Genomic DNA, 17,197 nt, shown 5'->3' with positions numbered 1-17,197 from the left:
GAATAAGGCAGTAAGGGATTAGGGCAGTATGTTTGCTGCCCTTCCGTTGCCCCTACTTCTGTTCACTGGTGCGTGTTGCAGCCTGACGTCCGAAGTCTGGCGCATCCACTTCCTGACCTGCATCGATGATGCCGCGCCGGACAGCGCGTGTGCGCGTGAAAAGATCGAACAGTGCTTCACCGTCACCCCAGCGTATCGAGCGCTGCAGCGAGGCGAGGTCTTCCGAAAAGCGTCCGAGCATTTCAAGGATGGCATCCTTGTTGTGCAGGCAGACATCGCGCCACATCGTCGGATCGGATGCGGCAAGGCGCGTGAAGTCGCGGAAACCGGAAGCGGAATATTTGATGACTTCCGATTTGGTTACCTGTTCCAGATCACTTGCCGTGCCGACGATATTGTAGGCGATGATGTGCGGCAGATGCGAGACGATGGCCAGCACCAGGTCGTGGTGCTGCGGGTCCATGCGGTCGAGCCGCGAACCGCAGGCGATCCAGAAGTCGCTCAGCTTTTCCAGTGCTGCTTCATCCGTATCGGGCAAGGGGGTCAGGATGCACCAGCGATTGGTGAAGAGCTCCGCAAAACCGGCATCGGGACCGGAATATTCAGTACCCGCCAAAGGATGGCCGGGAATGAAATGCACGTTGCCCGGCAGCTCCGGCTGCATCTGCGCAATCACGGAAGCCTTGGTGGAGCCTACATCGGTAATGATGACACCGGGCTTGAGGTTTGCCGCAATCTGGCGTGCTACCGTTCCTGACGAGCCGACGGGAACCGACACGATGACCAGATCGGCATCCTTGACAGCTTCGGCGCTATCGGTCGTATAGCTGTCACCGAGCCCCAATTCATCGGCACGCTTCAGTGTTTCACTGCTGCGTGTGGCAATGGCGATGTGATCTGCCAGTTTTTCGCGTCGAATGACGCGAGCCAGCGATGAACCGATAAGGCCGATACCGATCAGGGCGATCTTGTTGAAATGGACCGTGGACATTGTTCTACTTCAAAAATTCAGTCAGGGCGGCGACGACGCCGTGATTGGCTTCTTCCGGTCCGACCGTCATGCGCAACGCATTGGGAAAACCGTAACCGCCGACACGACGCAGAATGTAGCCGCGTCTGGAAAGCCATTCGTCAGCCCTGTCCGCCGAATGCGCGGCATCGTCCGGAAAATGGATCAGCAGGAAATTCGTGACTGATGGCGTTACCCGAAGGCCGAGCTTGGTAAACTCTTCGGTCAGCCAGCCCAGCCACTTGTCATTGTAGGTGATCGATTTTTCGATATGGGCACGGTCGCGGATGGCCGCAGCACCAGCAGCAATGGCGGCTGAATTCATGTTGAACGGCCCGCGGATGCGATTGGTCGCATCGATCACATGCAGTGGCGCATACATCCAGCCGATCCGCAGGCCCGGGAGCCCATGGATCTTCGAGAAGGTGCGCGTCATGACGACGTTTTCGTTGGATGAAACGAGTTCGAGACCTGCTTCATAGTCGTTGCGACGGACATATTCGGCATAGGCCGCATCGAGAACCAGAAGCACATGTTTCGGCAGTCCGACATGAAGGCGACGGACCTCTTCGAAAGGCAGATAGGTTCCCGTTGGATTGGCCGGATTGGCGATGAAGACAATCTTTGTGCGGGGCGACAGGCCGGCCAGAATGGCGTCCACATCGATCCGCTCGTTCTTCTCCCTGACCGTGACCGGTGTCGCACCGGCGCCCAGCGTCTGGATCTTGTAGACGGCAAAACCATGCTCGGTGATGATAGCTTCATCGCCCGGAGCAAGATAAGTCTGGCAGATCAGGCCGAGCAGCTCGTCGGAACCGTTGCCGCACAGGATATTGGCCATGTTGAGCCCCTGCGTTTCGGCAATTGCCTCGCGCAGCACCAGCGCCTGCCCATCAGGATAAAGCTCCAGTTTTTCGCCCGCGTGTCGATAGGCCTCGACCGCATGCGGGCTTGGGCCTACCGGCGTTTCGTTGGAGGAGAGTTTATAGACCTTGGCAACGCCTTCCACATGTTCCTTGCCAGGCACGTAGGCTGCGATATCGAGCAGGCCTGCCTTGGGCTGGGGACGGGTAAGGTTCTGCGTATCGGTCATGATTTTGGCTCCGCCAAAAGGTCAACGTTAATTGTACGATGGCGGCATATCCCGCCATTGCGTCCAAGTCGAGAAAAACCTTGTTCGGTGGTACGTGCCGACCGCAGCAACTGTACGTTTTTGCGGGTCGTGATGCGCAAATGCCCTAGCTTTTTCTCTCTGTCCGGCTGGTTCGTACCGGTGTCTTTCGCAATCCGCCGACGGGTGTTCCTTGCGGTGCGAGAACAGGAACGAAGACGCGGCGCGACGAGCGTTGAGCGACAGGCAATCCCTGATAGAGCCGTTTCTGTGCCTCGACCACCAGAACGCCCGAAAAGACCGGCCACAGCCGCCGTCCCATGCCTTCCAGAGCGAGACAAGGCCGCATCATCCATCGGCGCGTTGCTGGTGGAAAATGCAGGGCATCGCTCACCGTGTTGACCGTGAAATTCGCCTCACGCAAAAGGGTTGTCAGCTGTGTCCGGCTATAGGGACGTCCGCTGCCGAAAGGCGTATGTTCGAAGCGGGCCCAAACGCCACGGCGGTTGGGCACCACGATAACGAGCCGCCCATTGGGGGCCAGGACGCGCCACATCTCCTTCAGCGTTTCCGTCGGGTTTTCCGCATATTCCAGCGCATGCACCATAAGCACGCGGTCAATCGAGGAATCGGGTAGCGGCAGTTCCTCGTCGAAAACAAGCGCTGTCGCCGTTTTCTCAACCGAAGGCCAGGCAACGGCTCCTTGACCTGCCGGCATGAAAGCGAATGTGCGCTCGGTATCGGCACTGAAGCGGTCGAGATAGGGCAGGCTGTAGCCCATGCCGACAAGCCGCTCTCCCGGCACGTGCCCCCACAGCCCGGCAAGTGCCATACGGACGGCGCGCTCCGCCAGGTGGCCCAGCGTGGTGTCGTAAAATGATCGCAGTTCAATGATGTCCGGATGCATGATGGTCACGCTATATGAAATCTTGACGCTGGGAAATGGAGAAGCCCGAGCATCTTCATCTGGTGGGGTGCAATTTCCTCAAACCATGCTATAGAGCGTGCCTTTCTGGCGCCTTTGATGCGCGCCCAAGTCTGCGCGAAAGCGAACGATCAGGAGAAGCAGCAGATGCCGGAAGTCGGTGGCAAGACAATTGAAGTTCTCTTTAGCCCGGACGAGATTGCCGGTCGCAATCTCGATCTCGCCAAGGCCATTTCTGAACGCAAGTTCCACAATCTGCTGACGATTTCGATCCTGAAAGGTTCCTTCATTTTTGCGGCCGATCTCATTCGTGCGATGCATGATGCAGGCGTAGAGCCCGATGTCGAATTCATCACCGTTTCGAGCTACGGCAAGGGCACGACCAGTACGGAAGTTCGCCTGTTGCGCGATATCGATAGTGACGTGCACGACCGTGATGTGCTGCTGATCGACGATATTCTGGAATCCGGCAAGACGCTGAAGTTTGTTCGCGAACTCATGCTGGAACGTGGGGCGCGGAGCGTCAGCATTGCTGTTCTTCTCGACAAGAGCGTGCGTCGCAAAGTCGATCTCGATGCCGATTTCGTGGCTTTCGAATGCCCGGACTATTTTGTCGTCGGTTATGGCATGGATGTTGGGCACGCCTTCCGCCAGCTGCCCTATGTCGGACGTGTGATGGAATAAGGCTGCTCGGCAGCGGCCTATCGGCTCAATCGAACTTCAACAGGCGCTGCAGATATTCCTTTTCCATCTGCGGCGTCAGTGCATTGCCGAGCTTGCGGCGGATTTCATCGAGAATTTCACGTGCACGCTGAATATCGATTTCACCCGGAATCTTGACGTCATCGTTGAGGCCACTGTCCCCGGTGCCCTGCTGGCGCCCAAGCGGGTCCTTTCCGCGACTGCCATTGGCGCCGTTCTGGCCCTGGCCTTGCTGGCCCATGGCCTGCTGCATTTTCTGCATCATATCGCGTCCACCGCGCCGCAACGCATCAAGTGCACTGCCCTGCTGGTCGCTCGCTTCCGCGCCCTCGCTGCGACCGAGCGCATCCGTGGCGTCGCCCATTGATTTTCCGGCGTCCGAAAAATCCTTGCCGGGTTCGATGCCCATGCCTTTCAGATCGTCCATCAGCTTTTGCAGATCGGACTGGAGATCCTTCTGCTTTTGCTGCAGCTTGCGCATGGCTTCCGCCATATCGGGCGGAATGTCACCTTTACCGTCCTGACCGTTCCCGCTCTGGCCGTTTTCGGCTTCTCCGCCCGGCTGCCCGCCGCCCATGGAGCCGTCATCGCCGGGGAACATGTTATCGCCGAATTCGCCTTCACCTTCGTTGCCACCAAACTGGCGTTGCATTTTCTGATCGAGATCGAAGGTCTCGTTCATCGTCTGCTGCTGGCGTTGCATCAGTTCGCCAAGCTTGTTCATCTGCTGCTGCATCTGGCCCTGTTGGCCTTGTCCCTGGCCTTGCTGTCCCGGCTGCGCCTGTCCCATCTGCAGATTGTTCATCAGGTTCTGCAATTGCGACAGCAACTCTTGCGCCTGATCGCGCGAGCCCTGACGCGCCAGATTCTCGATCTGGTCCATCATGCGCTGGAGGTCTTTTTCCGTCAGCATCCGCGCATTGGGGTCTGGCGCGGCGCGGCGTGCATTCTGATTTTGTTTTTGGCGCTGGGCGAACTCTCGCAGGAAATCCTGCATCGCCTTGCGCAGTTCAGCCGACAGCTTTTCGATTTCCTCTTGTGAGGCGCCGTTCTCAAGAGCGTTTTTCAGGGCTTCCTGTGCCTGCCGCAGGCGCTTTTCGGCTGCGGACAGGTTTCCGTCCTCGATGCCAAGCGCAACCTGCCACATATAGTCGACTGTATCGCGCAGGGCGTCATCGCTGTTGGCAACACGAAGGCGCGTCCGGATCGTGACCAGACCCAGATAGTGGGCCGCGCTTTTGATCGTCTCTTCGGGACGCAGCATGATTGCCGACAGCATGTCGAGAACATGATCGCGCTGCGTGGCATCGAGCGCGAGAATACGGCGTTGTTCCGCAACAGCGCGGGCCAGCGGATTGCTGAAAGGGCGCTCGGGCAAGGTGATGATCTTGGTTTCGCTGCGTCCCGTTTGTCCGGCGGCATCGGTAACGATCAGCGTAAGCGCAACTTTTTCGCCTGCCCATGGATGTTCGGTCAGGTCCTTCGATGTCGTGGCGTCTTTCACGCCGCGACGCGGCAATGCAAGCGGCAGTTCCGGTGCATCGTAAAGCGGTGCGGCTTCCTCGTCCTCATCATTGTTGAGCGAAACGATCTGACCTTCGGCCTTCACCGGCGCATAGTCGTCATCGATTTGATAGGAAAGCTGCAATGTGCCGTTCAGCGCATGCCCCGGTTCCTTTGTGAAGCGGATCGTTGGCAGATTGTCTGGCGTGACGGCAAATTTCCAGCGAGCATCGGTGCCGGAAAGTGCCAATGTCTCGTCCTGTTGCAAATCGTAGCGGAAATTGCGGCTGCCATCGACAACGGCCTGCTCTGCAGGCTCCTTCTGCTCTTCCTTCGCCCCTACCGGCTGCACGTCACGACGCTCGCCTTCCGCATCGGTCGCAGTCAGGCGTTCAGAACCGCCACCGATCACGCGGACCGAGAGAATGCTGCCCTGCGGTACGTTGATTGCGGCCTGTTCACTGTCATCCGCAGTGGTCAGGAAGACCGGTGCGCGACCGGTATAGCGCGGCGGCGTTACCCACGCATCAATGCGGGCAACAGCGGTGCCATCGCCCGGACGGATATGAAAGGCATCGGCAATACGACCGCTGTTGGGGCTGAGGCTATAGGCAAAGGCGGTAACGAAAAGCAGGGCAACCACCGCACGAATGCCAAGGGGGTCATGCTCGGGAACGCGCGTATGAGGCAGACCGGATTGCAGGTTCCTGAGCTGGTCAGCCATGCGGCGCTGGTGTTCCCGCCACAAGGCGACGGCGAAGGGATCTTGTTCGCCGGTTGCCATATGGCCTGTCTGCACTGCGAGCGGCTCGTGAACCAGACCGTTGATTGCCTCAATACGGTTGGTGATGTCACTTTCCACCGGTGGCCGAAACCGGAACGGCAGGTAAAGCGCAATAAGACCTGCAAGGGCGAAGAGCGCCAGCACAACGATATGCAGCCACCGTGGCATCATGCCAAACAGGCTGAACCAGCTCAGACTGGCGAACAGACCGATAAGAAGAATCAGCGGCAGGATGAGCGGCCAGAACCGCTCGAAACTGATCGAAAGAAAGGCACGCGCACGCAAACGTCGCAGGCCAGCGCCTTCACCTGAAAACAGCCGTAGAAAAGCATCCCACGCGTGACGCGGCAGGGGTTTCCTGTCGTTGCTTCTATCTGTCTGTGGGGCCGCCTTTGGGGCAGTCATAGGGACTCGTCTTTCGCGTCAGCCGATTTCGGTTCGGCCGACAGGATAACACGCATCATGGCAAAGACGAGGCTTTGCCATGATAATTATAGCCGCGAGATTTATAACCACTCCGGTACGGAATCGAGCGCGAGCAGTTCTTCATAGGTACGGCGTGGACGCACGACATGATAACGGTCGCCGTCGACCAGCACTTCGGGAATGAGCAGGCGGCTGTTGTAAGTGCTGGACAGCACCGCACCATATGCGCCCGTCGTGCAGACGGCGATAAGATCGCCCGGAGCAGGTTTTGCTACTTCCCGGTCGAGGCCGAGATAATCGCCGGTTTCACAGACCGGACCGACGAAATCGGCGCGGATGCGTGGCGCATCATCTTTCGGCATGGCTACCGGCTTGATGTCGTGGAACGCATCGTAAAGTGTCGGACGAATCAAGTCGTTCATCGCCGCATCCACGATGACGAAGTTCTTGGCGTCGCCTTCCTTGACGAAAATCACTTCCGTTACCAGAAGTCCGGCATTGCCAACGATCAGGCGGCCCGGTTCGAATACGGTCTTCAAGCCCAGCGGCTTTATGTGTTTTGCAACGATTTCCGCGTAGGCGACAGGCAACGGCGGAGGCGTATTGTCGGTGCGGTAAGGAATGCCGAGCCCGCCGCCAACATCGACGTGGCGGATGTTATGGCCGTCTCCCTGCAGTTCCTTGACCAGTTGCGCCATCAGGGCAAAGGCATTGTCGAACGGCTCAAGGTCGATGATCTGGCTACCGATATGCATATCGATGCCGACCACGTCGAGACCGGGCAGGCTTGCCGCGCGGGCATAGGCCTCGCGCGCCTTGACACGCGGAATGCCGAACTTGTTTTCGGATTTGCCGGTCGAAATCTTGGCATGTGTCTTCGCATCCACATCGGGATTGATGCGCAGCGATACGGATGCGACCTTGCCTGCCTTGACGGCACGGGCGGAAAGAATTTCCAGTTCCGGCTCGGATTCGACGTTGAAGCAACAGATACCGGCTTCCAGCGCAAAATCCATTTCGTGCGGTGTCTTGCCAACGCCAGAAAAGACGATCTTGTTGGCGGGGATGCCCGCCGCAAGCGCCCGGCGAATCTCGCCTTCCGAAACGGTGTCCGCCCCGGCGCCAAGCTTCGCCAGCGTTTTCAGCACTGCGAGGTTGGAGTTGGCCTTCAGCGCATAGGTGACGAGCGTTTCCATGCCGGCGAAGGCTTCGCCGAACACGCGAAAATGGCGCTCGATGGTTGCGCGGGAATAAACGTAGAAAGGTGTGCCAACGGCCTGAGCGATTTCAGGCAGGCTGACATTTTCGGCGTGAAGAACGCCGTTGCGATATTCGAAATGGTTCACGGGAAGGCCCTGTAGCGGAAACTTACAACAGCTTGTCGAGGATGATTGGCTTATCTTCCTTCGGTTTCGGCTTGGTATGCCCCTGTTCGTCCGTCACGACGGCGGATGGCGGCGGCTCCAGCGGGCCCTTGCGACCGCAAGCGGCGAGCGTGGCCGCGAGCGCGGCGATCAGAAGCACAGAAGAAATGGCGGAGCGGCCTGTCATCAGCTTTGGTTCCTGAATCAAAATCTTGGTTGGGCTAGCTGTAACGCAAAATTCTCAAGAGTGAAATCATCCGTTGGCCGGATGATTTCGCATGACTTTATCTTGAACGGCGATCACGCCTTCACGATGCGCTTCTTCCAGTAGCGGATCTGGCGGCGCACTTCCTGCGGGGCCGTGCCGCCGAAGGACTGGCGGCTCTTGACCGATTTCTCGACCGTGAGATAGCCGAAGATCGCATCGGTGATACCTGGGTGGATCGATTGCAGCTCTTCGAGCGAGAGCTTGGCGAGGTCAACCTTGCGGCTTTCTGCCAGAGCAACCGCACGGCCTGTGACGTGATGCGCTTCGCGGAAGGGGAGGCCCAGTTCCCGCACCAGCCAGTCGGCAAGGTCCGTCGCCGTGGAATAGCCGGAACCGGCAGCCTTCTTCATGGATGCGACATTGATCGTCAGGTCGCGCACCATGCCAGCCATGGCGGCAATGGCGAGTTCCAGATTCTCAGCAGCGTCGAAGATCTGTTCCTTGTCTTCCTGCATGTCCTTGGAATAGGCGAGTGGCAAGCCCTTCATGATGGTCAGAAGGGCGACCAGCGAACCGTTGATACGGCCGGTCTTGGCACGCACCAGTTCTGCGGCATCCGGGTTTTTCTTCTGCGGCATGATCGACGAGCCGGTGGAGAAGGCGTCGGACAGGCGCACAAAGTTGAACTGCGGCGTCGACCAGATGACGATTTCTTCGGCAAGGCGCGATAGATGACCGGCGCAGATTGATGCGAGCGACAGGAATTCCAGCGCATAGTCACGGTCGGAAACGCTATCGAGCGAATTGCGGGTCGGTTCGCGGAAGCCGAGCGTTTTTGCCGTCATGTGACGGTCGATCGGGAAACCGGTGCCGGCAAGAGCTGCGGCACCCAGCGGCGACTCATCCATGCGCTCGATTGCATCGCGCACGCGGGACAGATCGCGGCCGAACATTTCCACATAGGCCATGCAATGATGGCCGAAAGTGACAGGCTGCGCGGTCTGCAGATGGGTGAAGCCCGGCATGACGGTCGCCGCATGTTCTTCGGCGCGCTCCAGAAAAGCTTCGATCAGGTTTTTCAGGGCGATGGCGGTCTTTTCCATCTCCTGCTTGACCCAGAGACGGAAATCGACAGCCACCTGATCGTTGCGCGAGCGGGCGGTGTGCAGGCGTCCGGCGGAGGGTCCGATCAGATCGGCGAGCCGCGCCTCGATATTCATGTGAATGTCTTCGAGCTTGCGCGAGAAGGTGAACTTGCCGTCCTCGATCTCCTTGAGGATGGCTTTCAGGCCCTGCTCGATCTGCTTGTGATCGTCTGCCGTAATGATGCCCGTCTTTGCGAGCATGGCTGCATGCGCGAGCGAGCCTTGAATGTCTTGCGCGTAGAGCTTGCGGTCGAAGCCGATCGATGCATTGATCTCTTCCATGATCGCATCGGGTCCTGAGGCAAAACGGCCGCCCCACATCTGATTGCTTGATTTTTGTTCGCTCATGCTCATATGCCCCGAGTGACGATTTGGCCGGATAATAGAAAGAAGTGACGCGACATGGCAGAAGACAACGAAAAGGCGAAATCGGGAAATCGCAAGATCGTCCTTCTTGCAGCCCTTGCCGGTGTCATTGCCGGTATCGGGGCGGTATACGTGATGGAGCGCCCCTCTGGCAATGTGGTAGCCGCTAATGTTTCGTCCGAAAATGACGAAGCGTCCGCCCAATGCGCGTTAAAAGCGGATTCGTTGAAGGCGCTCGACGCGGCGGCAACCGGCGGCGTGGCCGCCATGCGCCCGGCGGAAAAGCCGATTTCCGTCGCCCATCTGGCCTTTACCGGGCCGGACGGCAAGCAGATGACGCTTGGCGATTACAAGGGCAAGACGCTTCTCGTTAATCTCTGGGCGACATGGTGCGCCCCATGCCGCGAGGAAATGCCCGCCCTCGACAAGTTGCAGGCCGAAAAGGGTGGCAGCGATTTCGATGTCGTGGCGATCAATATCGACACGGGTTCTGACGACAAGCCCAAAGGCTTTCTGAGCGAAATCGGCATCAAGGATCTGACATTGCACCGGGACGCTTCCATGGCGAGCTTCAATGAATTGAAGCGCAAGAATCTGGCTTTCGGCCTTCCGGTGACATTGCTCGTCGACAAGGATGGCTGCCAGATTGCGTCCATGAACGGTCCTGCACCATGGGATAGCCCGGAAGCCATGAAACTCATCGAAGCGGCACAGAAACTTTAGTTCTCGACAAATATTAGAATCGGTGGCTTCCTCCTTTTTCAAAGGAGATATCCCATGAGCCTCGACGTCTGGCTTGCATTCACCGCCGCATCCATCGTGCTTCTGATCATTCCGGGGCCAACGGTCCTGCTCGTCGTTTCCTATGCGCTGGGGCAGGGCTGGAAGACGGCTTTCCCGATGGCGGTGGGCGTGGCACTTGGCGATTTCACAGCCATGACGCTCTCCATGCTGGGGGTGGGCGCTTTGCTTGCCGCTTCCGCAACGGTGTTCACGGCGGTCAAATGGGTTGGCGCTGCCTATCTCGTCTGGCTCGGCATCAAGCTGTTCCGGGCTGGAGGCACGATGAATGCCAAGGCGCGGCACGACAAGGTGCATCCGGCAAAGATGCTGGTTCACGCCTGGCTGGTGACGGCGCTCAATCCGAAAAGCATCACCTTCTTCGTGGCTTTCCTGCCGCAGTTCCTGAGTCCGCATCGGGATTTTCTGACCCAGATGCTGGTCTTCGAAAGCACGTTTCTGGTGCTCGCCTTCCTCAACGCCTTCGCCTATGCGCTGACGGCGGCGCGGGCGCGGCGCTTCTTTGCCAGCGAGCGGGCCTTGCGGATTTTCAATCGCGCAGGTGGAACCTTGCTGATTGGCGCCGGTGTGGCAACCGCGACCATCCGTTCAAGCTGAGGTAAAACCGGCGCGTTTCAGACGCACGATGGCAAGATCGAGCGCGGAGAGAAATGCTGAGCGGTCCTTGGGTGAAAAGGGTGCAGGACCACGGGTGACTTCGCCTGCGGAACGCAACGAATCCATCAGATTGCGTGTCGCAAGCGTGTTGCCGATGGTGCTTTGGGTGTGCACACGTCCATTGGGCGCAATGACGGTTGCATTCTTTTCAAGCGAGCGGCTGGCCAGCGGAATGTCGGCGGTAATCACGATTGCACCCGGCCGCGAATTGTCGGCAATCCAGTCGTCAGCAGCATCGAGCTTGTCCGATACGACAACGCGCTCCACCCGTTCGGCATCGCGCGGGATCGCCATGAAACTGTTGGCGACCAGCACGACAGGCAGGCCATGCCGCTCCGCGACACGGTAGATTTCGGCTTTCACCGGACAGGCGTCGGCATCGACGAGAATGCGGATTGTTTCGGGTTCGTTGTTCATGCTGCTTCATAAAATGCGGACGCCTGTTTGGCAAATTGAACGCTGCAATCAGTTTTATAAGATAGGCGTTCGTTGCGAACCGGTATAAGGCGAGCCGCGAAAGTGAGAGTTTCGCCATGGCTGCCCGTTTCTTCCCCATCATGTTTGTCCTGCTTTGGGCCACCGGCTTTATCGGGGCAGGGCTTTCCATGCCTTATGCGGAACCATTCACCTTCATGGCGGTGCGTTTTTCCATCGCGGCGGTCATCATGACGCTCTGGGCGCTGGCAAGCAGGGCGATGTGGCCGAAGGGGGCGACGCTGGTTCATGCGGCAATCGCCGGGTGTCTGATCCATGGCGCTTATCTCTCCGCTTTGTTCTGGGCCGTTCATCACGGCCTGCCCGCTGGCATGTCGGGCCTCGTCGCCGGCCTGCAACCTATGCTCACCACGCTGATTGCCGCCATGCTTCTCGGTGAGCGGGCTAGCAAACGCCAGTGGGCGGGATTGCTGATCGGTTTTCTCGGTGTGGCGATGGTTGTGTGGCCGAAGTTTTCGGCAGGCAGCGGCGTTGATCCGAAAAGCCTTGCAGTGGCGTTCTTTGCAGTTCTGGCCATCAGTACAGGCACGGTCTGGCAGAAGCGTTTCGGCACGACGAGCGATCTGAAAACGGGCACGGCAGTTCAGTATATTGCGGCGGCGGTGCTGACTGCGCTTTGTGCATTCAGCTTTGAAACCCGGGTGATCATCTGGTCGCCACAGCTCATTTTCGCGCTGGTCTGGCTGACGCTGGCGATTTCCATTGGAGCCATTCTGGCGCTTCTGGTGATGATCCGCGAAGGAGCGATGTCGAAAGTCGCGTCGCTGTTTTATCTCGTGCCGGGGGCGGCGGCGATTATGGCCTATCTGATTTTCGGTGAAACGCTCGGTCCGATCCAGATTGCCGGCATGGTCGTAACCACACTTGGTGTTGCCTTGACCACGATCAAACGCTGATTATTCGACGAGCAAATCCGGCTGCTGCTCGCGTTTGCGGAAATTCATGATTGCGGCGTTGATCTCTGCGCCGATGATGAAAATAGCCGACAGCATGTAGAGGAAGACGATAGCAACCATGATCGAAGCGAGACCCGCATAGGTCGTTACATAGGTGGCGAAGGTTTCCAGATATTTGGCAAAGGCCATCGCGGCGGCAAGCCACGCGAGAAGCGTGATGAGGATACCGGGCAGGATATCACCGAGGCTGCGCCGCCCGGCCGGAAGCCAGATATGCACCGTGAACAGTGCCAGCACCAGAACCGCCACCGCGACGCTATAGCGCCAAAAGGCGATGGTGCCGGTGAACGGTGCAATGTCGGGAAACCATTGTTCGGCAATGCGCACGGCCAGTGGCGCAAGAACCAGTAGGAAGCTGATTGCCATCAGGCTGAGTGTGCCGACCAGAACGAAGCCGAGGCTCTGAAGGCGGCAAAAGATGATTGAGCGCTGATCGGTGACGCGATAGGCGCGGTTGAGCGCGATGCGCAGCGCCTCTACGCCGTTGGAAGCAAAATAGGCGGCGGCGATCACGCTCAACGTCAAAAGTCCGCTGCGCTGTACGGTCAGAACATTGGTCACTTCATTGGCGATGGGGCCTGCAATGTTCGATGGCCACATATCGAAAATAACGTGGACCGCCGTTTCGGCGAATTCCTTGGTGCCGAGAAAACTCGCAAGCGTCGTGGCGAAGATGAGGAACGGGAACAGTGCCATCAGGCCGGAAAGCGCAATGTGACTGGCGAAAGCCCAGCCATCGTCCGAACTGAAATGACCGATGACGTCGTAGGTGATCTGACGGAGAAAACGTCTGATTTTTCGCATCCGCAGATTTGTCCCCTAAAGCACTTTCGATGTTCGGTACGCGTTCAGCCTGTGTTTCAAGGCCTTAAATCTAGTATCGGTCTGCGGATTGCAAGAGCATGGGCCGTTTTAAACCGAGCCCGAATCAAGCAAGCTTGGCGAAATGGCAGCGGGAAACGAACATATGGCTCCGGCAGAACCCGGTCAGAACCGACAGCGCAGTATCATCATAACCGGCTGTTCCTCCGGTATTGGAGCGTATTGTGCCGAGGCGCTTCACAAAGGTGGCTGGCGCGTCTTTGCGACCGCCCGCAAGGATGCGGATATTGCGGCGCTCCAGACAAAGGGAATGGAAGCCCATTATCTCGACTATACGGAGCCGCAGTCGATAGCGGCCCTTGCCGATGAGGTGTTGCGCCAGACCGGCGGGACGCTCGACGCCCTGTTCAATAACGGCGCCTATGCTCAGCCTGGAGCGATAGAAGACTTGCCGGTCGAAGCTTTGCGCCAGCAGTTCGAAGCCAATTTCTTCGGCTGGCATGATCTTACCCGGCGCATGGTTCCGGTCATGCGCCAGCAAGGGCATGGGCGTATCGTGCATTGTTCATCGATCCTCGGTCTCGTGCCGATGAAATGGCGCGGTGCTTATGTGGCGTCCAAATTCGCACTTGAAGGACTGATGCTCGCCCAGCGCATGGAACTGGAAGGCTCCGGTGTCGATGTGTCGCTGATCGAGCCTGGCCCGATCGTTTCGCGTTTTACCTATAACGCCGCCAGCCACGCTAGAGCCAATATCGACATGGAAGCCTCGGTGCATCGCGAGCTCTACCAGCGCCAGATGGCGAAACTGACAAGCGGCGGGACAAAATCCAAGAACAAGCTTGGACCGGAAGCCGTCTATGCTGTACTGCTTCATGCATTGGAGGCGCCGCGTCCCCGTCCGCATTATGTGGTGACAAGACCGGCAAAACTTGGGTCATTGGCGCGGCGCCTGATGCCTGCACGCTGGCTCTACCGGATGCTGTCCGACCAGTCATGAGGTCAGGAACAGCGCGCATGGGAAGGAAATAAAATGGACGTTCTGTTCAAGGGCGCGGCAATGGTGGCCATGTTTGCTGTGGCTGTCGTTCTGATCATCGGTCTGCGCAACATGATGCGCGGCGGTGATGGCAATTTCTCGAACAAGATGATGCAGCTGCGCGTTTTCCTGCAGTTCATTGCCATTGTTCTGATTGTCGGGGCGATCTACTTCGCCCGCCAGAAAACCGGCCAGTAAATATGGTCAAGCTCAACAAGATCTATACCCGCACTGGCGACAAGGGCACGACCGGGCTTGCCAGCGGGCCACGTCGGCTGAAGTCGGACCTGCGTGTCGAAGCCTATGGCACGGTGGATGAAGCCAATGCCTGCATCGGCATGGCTCGCATTCATACCGGCGGTGAAGAGAATGCCCATGCACAGATTGATGCCATGCTGGCACGTATCCAGAATGATCTTTTCGATCTTGGTGCCGATCTGTCGACGCCGGATGATGGCAAGCCGCTCGCCTACGAACCGCTGCGCATCGTCGCGTCGCAGGTTTCGCGCGTGGAAGCCGATATCGATCTCCTCAATGCTGATCTGCAGCCGCTCCGCTCATTCATTCTTCCCGGCGGTTCGGCGGCATCGGCTGCATTGCACCTCGCCCGCACTGTCTCACGCCGGGCGGAGCGGCTGATGGTTGCGCTTGCCCGTGTTGAAGGAGAGGTCGTTTCGGCGGAAGCCCTGCAATATATCAACCGCCTTTCCGATTTCCTGTTCGTGGCATCGCGAACTGTCAACGATAATGGTGCGCAGGATATTCTCTGGGTGCCTGGCGCAAATCGCTAGTTTAGACACCGCGTCTGTTGCCCCAGATCAACACGTGAAGCTGGGGCAGGACGCGTGCATCGTACCAGCCATCCGTAGTCACCTTTTCCACCAGCCATTCCATCCGCCGCATGATACCGTCGATATCGATTGCGGCATCATGTGCTTCAGGCGGCGGCGGCGTATGATTGCCGGGCTGGAGATAGACCGGCAATCGCGGATGTCGACTGGCCACCTCTTTGGCAAAGGCGTAATCGGCATCATCGAAGATGACGAATTTCAGCACCGTTCGCGGCTTCGGTCCGGCCGCTTCAACACATGCGGTGAGCGCATCGAAATCTGTCTTCATGGCGCTTGAGGGGGGCTTGGGGCTAAGCACCAGCGTGTCGAGTGCGGAAAACCAGTCCTGCGCAACCGACCCCTGGGTTTCCAGTGCAAAGCGATAATCCTCGGCCTTGCCGCGTTCAATCAATGGTCCCAGCGGCTGAATGGCCGGATTGCCGCCAGAAAGTGACACCGTTAGCGGCTTTCTTCGGGAAAGTGCCGTCACTTCATCCCAAATCGCCTCCACGCTCATCGCTTGCCAATCATGGCGGAAGCGGCTTTCGACGGCATGGAGGCTGTCGCACCAGGTACAGCGATAATCGCAGCCGCCGGTTCGCACGAAAACCGTCGGCTCACCGATGAGTACACCTTCGCCCTGTATCGTCGGACCGAAAATCTCTGCGATGCGGATGTCTCGCACCGGTTTCTGTTCCGATGTCATGGTCTGTACTCGGCCCATGTCTTGGGCGTTTCGCTGACCCGCACGGCGGAAATTTCAGGCCACCGCGTATGACACCATTCGAAGAAATGCAGGGCAAGCGTTTCAGCCGTGCTCTGGTTGTGGCCCAGAACATCGTTGAGATGACGATGGTCAAAGCAATCATCGATATAGTGCTTGAACGGCGCCAGTTCGTGATAATCACGGACAAAACCGTGCTGGTCGAGATCGGGAGCCGAAAGCTCGACCTCGACAATATAGTTGTGGCCGTGCAGCCGCGCGCATTGATGATCGGCGGGTAGTCCGGTCAATTGGTGTGACGCGGAGAAGTGAAACTCCTTGGTGATGCGAAACATCAGGCGCTCCTCTTCTCGATTGCCGAGCGCCAGAAATCGGCATCCTCATAGACCGTCGGGTCTTCAATACCGGCGAGATGAAAAGCTTCGCGTCGCTCGACGCAGGTGCCACAGCGTCCGCAATGATGTTCCCCACCCTTGTAGCAGGACCATGTCGCCGCGAAGGGTGTGCGATATTTTGCGCCGTCGATAACGATGTCGGCTTTCGACGCGTGCACATAGGGGGCGAGCAGCTTTATGTCCGCATAACCGTCCAGCGCATGGTTCTGCATGGTCTGGAAAGCATCGATAAAGCCGGGGCGACAGTCAGGATAGATGAAGTGATCGCCGCCATGCACGGCAAGTGCCACGGCGTCCGCTTTTTGCGCAGCCGCTACGCCGAATGCGATCGCCAGCATGATTGCATTGCGGTTCGGAACGACGGTGACCTTCATCGTTTCTTCGGCATAGTGTCCGTCGGGAACATCGACGTCGTCGGTCAGTGCCGAGCCGGTCAGGCTGGCACCGATCGGGCGAATGTCGATGATCTGATGAGGAACGCCCAGCCTTTCGGCACAGGCTTTGGCCGAATCCAGTTCCTTCTTGTGGCGCTGGCCATAGTCGAAGGAGAGGAGGGCGGTGAGTTGGTGTTCGGCTGCTATTCTGTAAGCAAGCGAAACGGAATCGAGTCCACCGGAGCAGACGACGAGCGTTTTCATAAGTCAGGGTTCCTTGTTTTGACCGGGTAGGCTGCGACCGGATTACGAGGCGTTACCTAAAGCATGGCGTGTGGCTTGTAAACGACATGAAAACAGGGGGCGCCGGGTTGCGCAGTTTCGGAATGACCTCTTGTCAAGATAAATTGATTTTAATCGATATAGCGGCCCAAGCCTGATTGACGTGCACGTCAACCGTCTTTAGGTTTCGTGCCGGTTCCCGGCGGATAGGCAGCGCATTTGCGCCATAACCCAAGTTGCGCCGGTGCCGCTTTCATGTCGGATTTTGACATGCGGGTG

Annotated in this window: 19 protein-coding genes; 7 read left to right on the top strand and 12 right to left on the bottom strand. The window is 58.1% G+C overall.

Features of this window, described 5'->3' with window-relative positions; translation table 11 throughout:
- Positions 1-52: 52 nt before the first annotated feature.
- The 3 genes from CQZ93_RS12505 to CQZ93_RS12495 all read right to left on the bottom strand — a co-directional run bounded on the left by CQZ93_RS12505 (position 53) and on the right by CQZ93_RS12495 (position 3,027).
- Positions 53-991, bottom strand: coding sequence for a prephenate/arogenate dehydrogenase family protein (locus CQZ93_RS12505; protein ID WP_105542830.1), 939 nt, complete (start codon positions 989-991; stop codon positions 53-55).
- 4 nt (positions 992-995) lie between these two features.
- Positions 996-2,102, bottom strand: coding sequence for a histidinol-phosphate transaminase (hisC, locus tag CQZ93_RS12500; protein WP_105542829.1), 1,107 nt, complete (start codon positions 2,100-2,102; stop codon positions 996-998).
- Positions 2,103-2,247: 145 nt separating this feature from the next.
- Positions 2,248-3,027, bottom strand: coding sequence for a class I SAM-dependent methyltransferase (locus CQZ93_RS12495; protein ID WP_105542828.1), 780 nt, complete (start codon positions 3,025-3,027; stop codon positions 2,248-2,250).
- A gap of 165 nt (positions 3,028-3,192) precedes the next feature.
- On the opposite strand from CQZ93_RS12495, the gene hpt reads away from it, so the two are divergent.
- Positions 3,193-3,729 carry a hypoxanthine phosphoribosyltransferase gene (gene hpt / locus CQZ93_RS12490; protein WP_105543300.1) on the top strand — a complete coding sequence of 179 codons (537 nt, stop codon included), beginning with the start codon at positions 3,193-3,195 and terminating at the stop codon, positions 3,727-3,729.
- 25 nt (positions 3,730-3,754) lie between these two features.
- On the opposite strand, the gene CQZ93_RS12485 is transcribed toward hpt, so the two are convergent.
- From CQZ93_RS12485 to argH, 4 genes are all read right to left on the bottom strand, one after another.
- Positions 3,755-6,439: a TIGR02302 family protein gene (locus tag CQZ93_RS12485; RefSeq protein ID WP_105542827.1), complete on the bottom strand. Its 2,685-nt coding sequence runs from the start codon at positions 6,437-6,439 to the stop codon at positions 3,755-3,757.
- A 101-nt stretch (positions 6,440-6,540) separates the two neighbouring features.
- Positions 6,541-7,806, bottom strand: coding sequence for a diaminopimelate decarboxylase (gene lysA, locus CQZ93_RS12480; RefSeq protein WP_105542826.1), 1,266 nt, complete (start codon positions 7,804-7,806; stop codon positions 6,541-6,543).
- A 22-nt stretch (positions 7,807-7,828) separates the two neighbouring features.
- Positions 7,829-8,011, bottom strand: coding sequence for an LPS translocon maturation chaperone LptM (lptM, locus tag CQZ93_RS12475; RefSeq protein WP_006467922.1), 183 nt, complete (start codon positions 8,009-8,011; stop codon positions 7,829-7,831).
- Between the two features lie 113 nt (positions 8,012-8,124).
- Positions 8,125-9,525 (bottom strand): argininosuccinate lyase, encoded by a 1,401-nt coding sequence (gene argH, locus CQZ93_RS12470; protein WP_105542825.1) that lies wholly within the window; start codon positions 9,523-9,525, stop codon positions 8,125-8,127.
- 54 nt (positions 9,526-9,579) lie between these two features.
- Between argH and tlpA the strand changes: the two genes are divergently transcribed.
- Together tlpA and CQZ93_RS12460 are read left to right on the top strand one after the other, a co-directional pair.
- Positions 9,580-10,266 (top strand): thiol:disulfide interchange protein TlpA, encoded by a 687-nt coding sequence (gene tlpA, locus CQZ93_RS12465; RefSeq protein WP_105542824.1) that lies wholly within the window; start codon positions 9,580-9,582, stop codon positions 10,264-10,266.
- A gap of 54 nt (positions 10,267-10,320) precedes the next feature.
- The gene (locus CQZ93_RS12460) at positions 10,321-10,941 is read left to right on the top strand and encodes a LysE family translocator (RefSeq protein ID WP_105542823.1); all 621 of its coding nucleotides are present in this window, start codon (positions 10,321-10,323) and stop codon (positions 10,939-10,941) included.
- Here the strand turns inward: CQZ93_RS12460 and CQZ93_RS12455 are convergent.
- Positions 10,933-11,418 (bottom strand): YaiI/YqxD family protein, encoded by a 486-nt coding sequence (locus CQZ93_RS12455; protein ID WP_105542822.1) that lies wholly within the window; start codon positions 11,416-11,418, stop codon positions 10,933-10,935. The genes CQZ93_RS12460 and CQZ93_RS12455 overlap by 9 nt on opposite strands.
- Before the next feature lie 116 nt (positions 11,419-11,534).
- On the opposite strand from CQZ93_RS12455, the gene CQZ93_RS12450 reads away from it, so the two are divergent.
- Positions 11,535-12,392: a DMT family transporter gene (locus CQZ93_RS12450; RefSeq protein WP_105542821.1), complete on the top strand. Its 858-nt coding sequence runs from the start codon at positions 11,535-11,537 to the stop codon at positions 12,390-12,392.
- Here CQZ93_RS12450 and CQZ93_RS12445 read toward each other — a convergent pair whose 3' ends face one another.
- The gene (locus CQZ93_RS12445; RefSeq protein ID WP_105542820.1) at positions 12,393-13,256 is read right to left on the bottom strand and encodes a YihY/virulence factor BrkB family protein; all 864 of its coding nucleotides are present in this window, start codon (positions 13,254-13,256) and stop codon (positions 12,393-12,395) included.
- A 163-nt stretch (positions 13,257-13,419) separates the two neighbouring features.
- Here CQZ93_RS12445 and CQZ93_RS12440 point away from each other — a divergent pair, with 163 nt between their 5' ends.
- The 3 genes from CQZ93_RS12440 to CQZ93_RS12430 are packed head-to-tail and all read left to right on the top strand — an operon-like array spanning position 13,420 to position 15,104.
- Entirely contained in the window at positions 13,420-14,274 is an 855-nt protein-coding gene (locus tag CQZ93_RS12440; protein ID WP_105542819.1) for an SDR family oxidoreductase, read from the top strand.
- 33 nt (positions 14,275-14,307) lie between these two features.
- Positions 14,308-14,511: a twin transmembrane helix small protein gene (locus tag CQZ93_RS12435; RefSeq protein WP_010657522.1), complete on the top strand. Its 204-nt coding sequence runs from the start codon at positions 14,308-14,310 to the stop codon at positions 14,509-14,511.
- A 2-nt stretch (positions 14,512-14,513) separates the two neighbouring features.
- A complete protein-coding gene (locus CQZ93_RS12430) occupies positions 14,514-15,104 on the top strand; it encodes a cob(I)yrinic acid a,c-diamide adenosyltransferase (RefSeq protein ID WP_105542818.1) in 591 nt (196 codons plus the stop codon).
- A gap of 1 nt (position 15,105) precedes the next feature.
- Here the strand turns inward: CQZ93_RS12430 and queE are convergent, their stop codons facing one another.
- Genes queE through queC form a run of 3 tightly spaced genes read right to left on the bottom strand, consistent with a single transcriptional unit; the run spans position 15,106 to position 16,900 of the window.
- Positions 15,106-15,849 carry a 7-carboxy-7-deazaguanine synthase QueE gene (gene queE, locus CQZ93_RS12425; protein ID WP_286153211.1) on the bottom strand — a complete coding sequence of 248 codons (744 nt, stop codon included), beginning with the start codon at positions 15,847-15,849 and terminating at the stop codon, positions 15,106-15,108.
- Entirely contained in the window at positions 15,846-16,202 is a 357-nt protein-coding gene (gene queD / locus CQZ93_RS12420; RefSeq protein WP_105542816.1) for a 6-carboxytetrahydropterin synthase QueD, read from the bottom strand. Before queD ends, queE begins: the two co-directional genes overlap by 4 nt.
- Entirely contained in the window at positions 16,202-16,900 is a 699-nt protein-coding gene (queC, locus tag CQZ93_RS12415; RefSeq protein ID WP_105542815.1) for a 7-cyano-7-deazaguanine synthase QueC, read from the bottom strand. Before queC ends, queD begins: the two co-directional genes overlap by 1 nt.
- Positions 16,901-17,197 lie beyond the last annotated feature (297 nt).

It is taken from the genome of Ochrobactrum vermis (assembly GCF_002975205.1).
Classification (GTDB): domain Bacteria; phylum Pseudomonadota; class Alphaproteobacteria; order Rhizobiales; family Rhizobiaceae; genus Brucella; species Brucella vermis.
Note: the sequence above shows the minus strand (reverse complement) of the source record. Positions and strands in the feature narration are given on the sequence as shown.

Excerpts from the sequence above, each read along its gene's own strand:
- CQZ93_RS12505 (WP_105542830.1), bottom strand. The coding sequence starts at position 991 with ATGTCCACGGTCCATTTCAACAAGATCGCCCTGATCGGTATCGGCCTT.
- CQZ93_RS12440 (WP_105542819.1), top strand. The coding sequence starts at position 13,420 with ATGGCTCCGGCAGAACCCGGTCAGAACCGACAGCGCAGTATCATCATA.
- CQZ93_RS12455 (WP_105542822.1), bottom strand. The coding sequence starts at position 11,418 with ATGAACAACGAACCCGAAACAATCCGCATTCTCGTCGATGCCGACGCC.
- queD (WP_105542816.1), bottom strand. The coding sequence starts at position 16,202 with ATGTTTCGCATCACCAAGGAGTTTCACTTCTCCGCGTCACACCAATTG.
- CQZ93_RS12495 (WP_105542828.1), bottom strand. The coding sequence starts at position 3,027 with ATGCATCCGGACATCATTGAACTGCGATCATTTTACGACACCACGCTG.
- tlpA (WP_105542824.1), top strand. The coding sequence starts at position 9,580 with ATGGCAGAAGACAACGAAAAGGCGAAATCGGGAAATCGCAAGATCGTC.
- hisC (WP_105542829.1), bottom strand. The coding sequence starts at position 2,102 with ATGACCGATACGCAGAACCTTACCCGTCCCCAGCCCAAGGCAGGCCTG.
- CQZ93_RS12450 (WP_105542821.1), top strand. The coding sequence starts at position 11,535 with ATGGCTGCCCGTTTCTTCCCCATCATGTTTGTCCTGCTTTGGGCCACC.
- CQZ93_RS12445 (WP_105542820.1), bottom strand. The coding sequence starts at position 13,256 with ATGCGAAAAATCAGACGTTTTCTCCGTCAGATCACCTACGACGTCATC.
- CQZ93_RS12485 (WP_105542827.1), bottom strand. The coding sequence starts at position 6,439 with ATGACTGCCCCAAAGGCGGCCCCACAGACAGATAGAAGCAACGACAGG.
- queC (WP_105542815.1), bottom strand. The coding sequence starts at position 16,900 with ATGAAAACGCTCGTCGTCTGCTCCGGTGGACTCGATTCCGTTTCGCTT.
- hpt (WP_105543300.1), top strand. The coding sequence starts at position 3,193 with ATGCCGGAAGTCGGTGGCAAGACAATTGAAGTTCTCTTTAGCCCGGAC.
- argH (WP_105542825.1), bottom strand. The coding sequence starts at position 9,525 with ATGAGCGAACAAAAATCAAGCAATCAGATGTGGGGCGGCCGTTTTGCC.
- queE (WP_286153211.1), bottom strand. The coding sequence starts at position 15,849 with ATGACATCGGAACAGAAACCGGTGCGAGACATCCGCATCGCAGAGATT.
- CQZ93_RS12460 (WP_105542823.1), top strand. The coding sequence starts at position 10,321 with ATGAGCCTCGACGTCTGGCTTGCATTCACCGCCGCATCCATCGTGCTT.
- CQZ93_RS12435 (WP_010657522.1), top strand. The coding sequence starts at position 14,308 with ATGGACGTTCTGTTCAAGGGCGCGGCAATGGTGGCCATGTTTGCTGTG.
- CQZ93_RS12430 (WP_105542818.1), top strand. The coding sequence starts at position 14,514 with ATGGTCAAGCTCAACAAGATCTATACCCGCACTGGCGACAAGGGCACG.
- lptM (WP_006467922.1), bottom strand. The coding sequence starts at position 8,011 with ATGACAGGCCGCTCCGCCATTTCTTCTGTGCTTCTGATCGCCGCGCTC.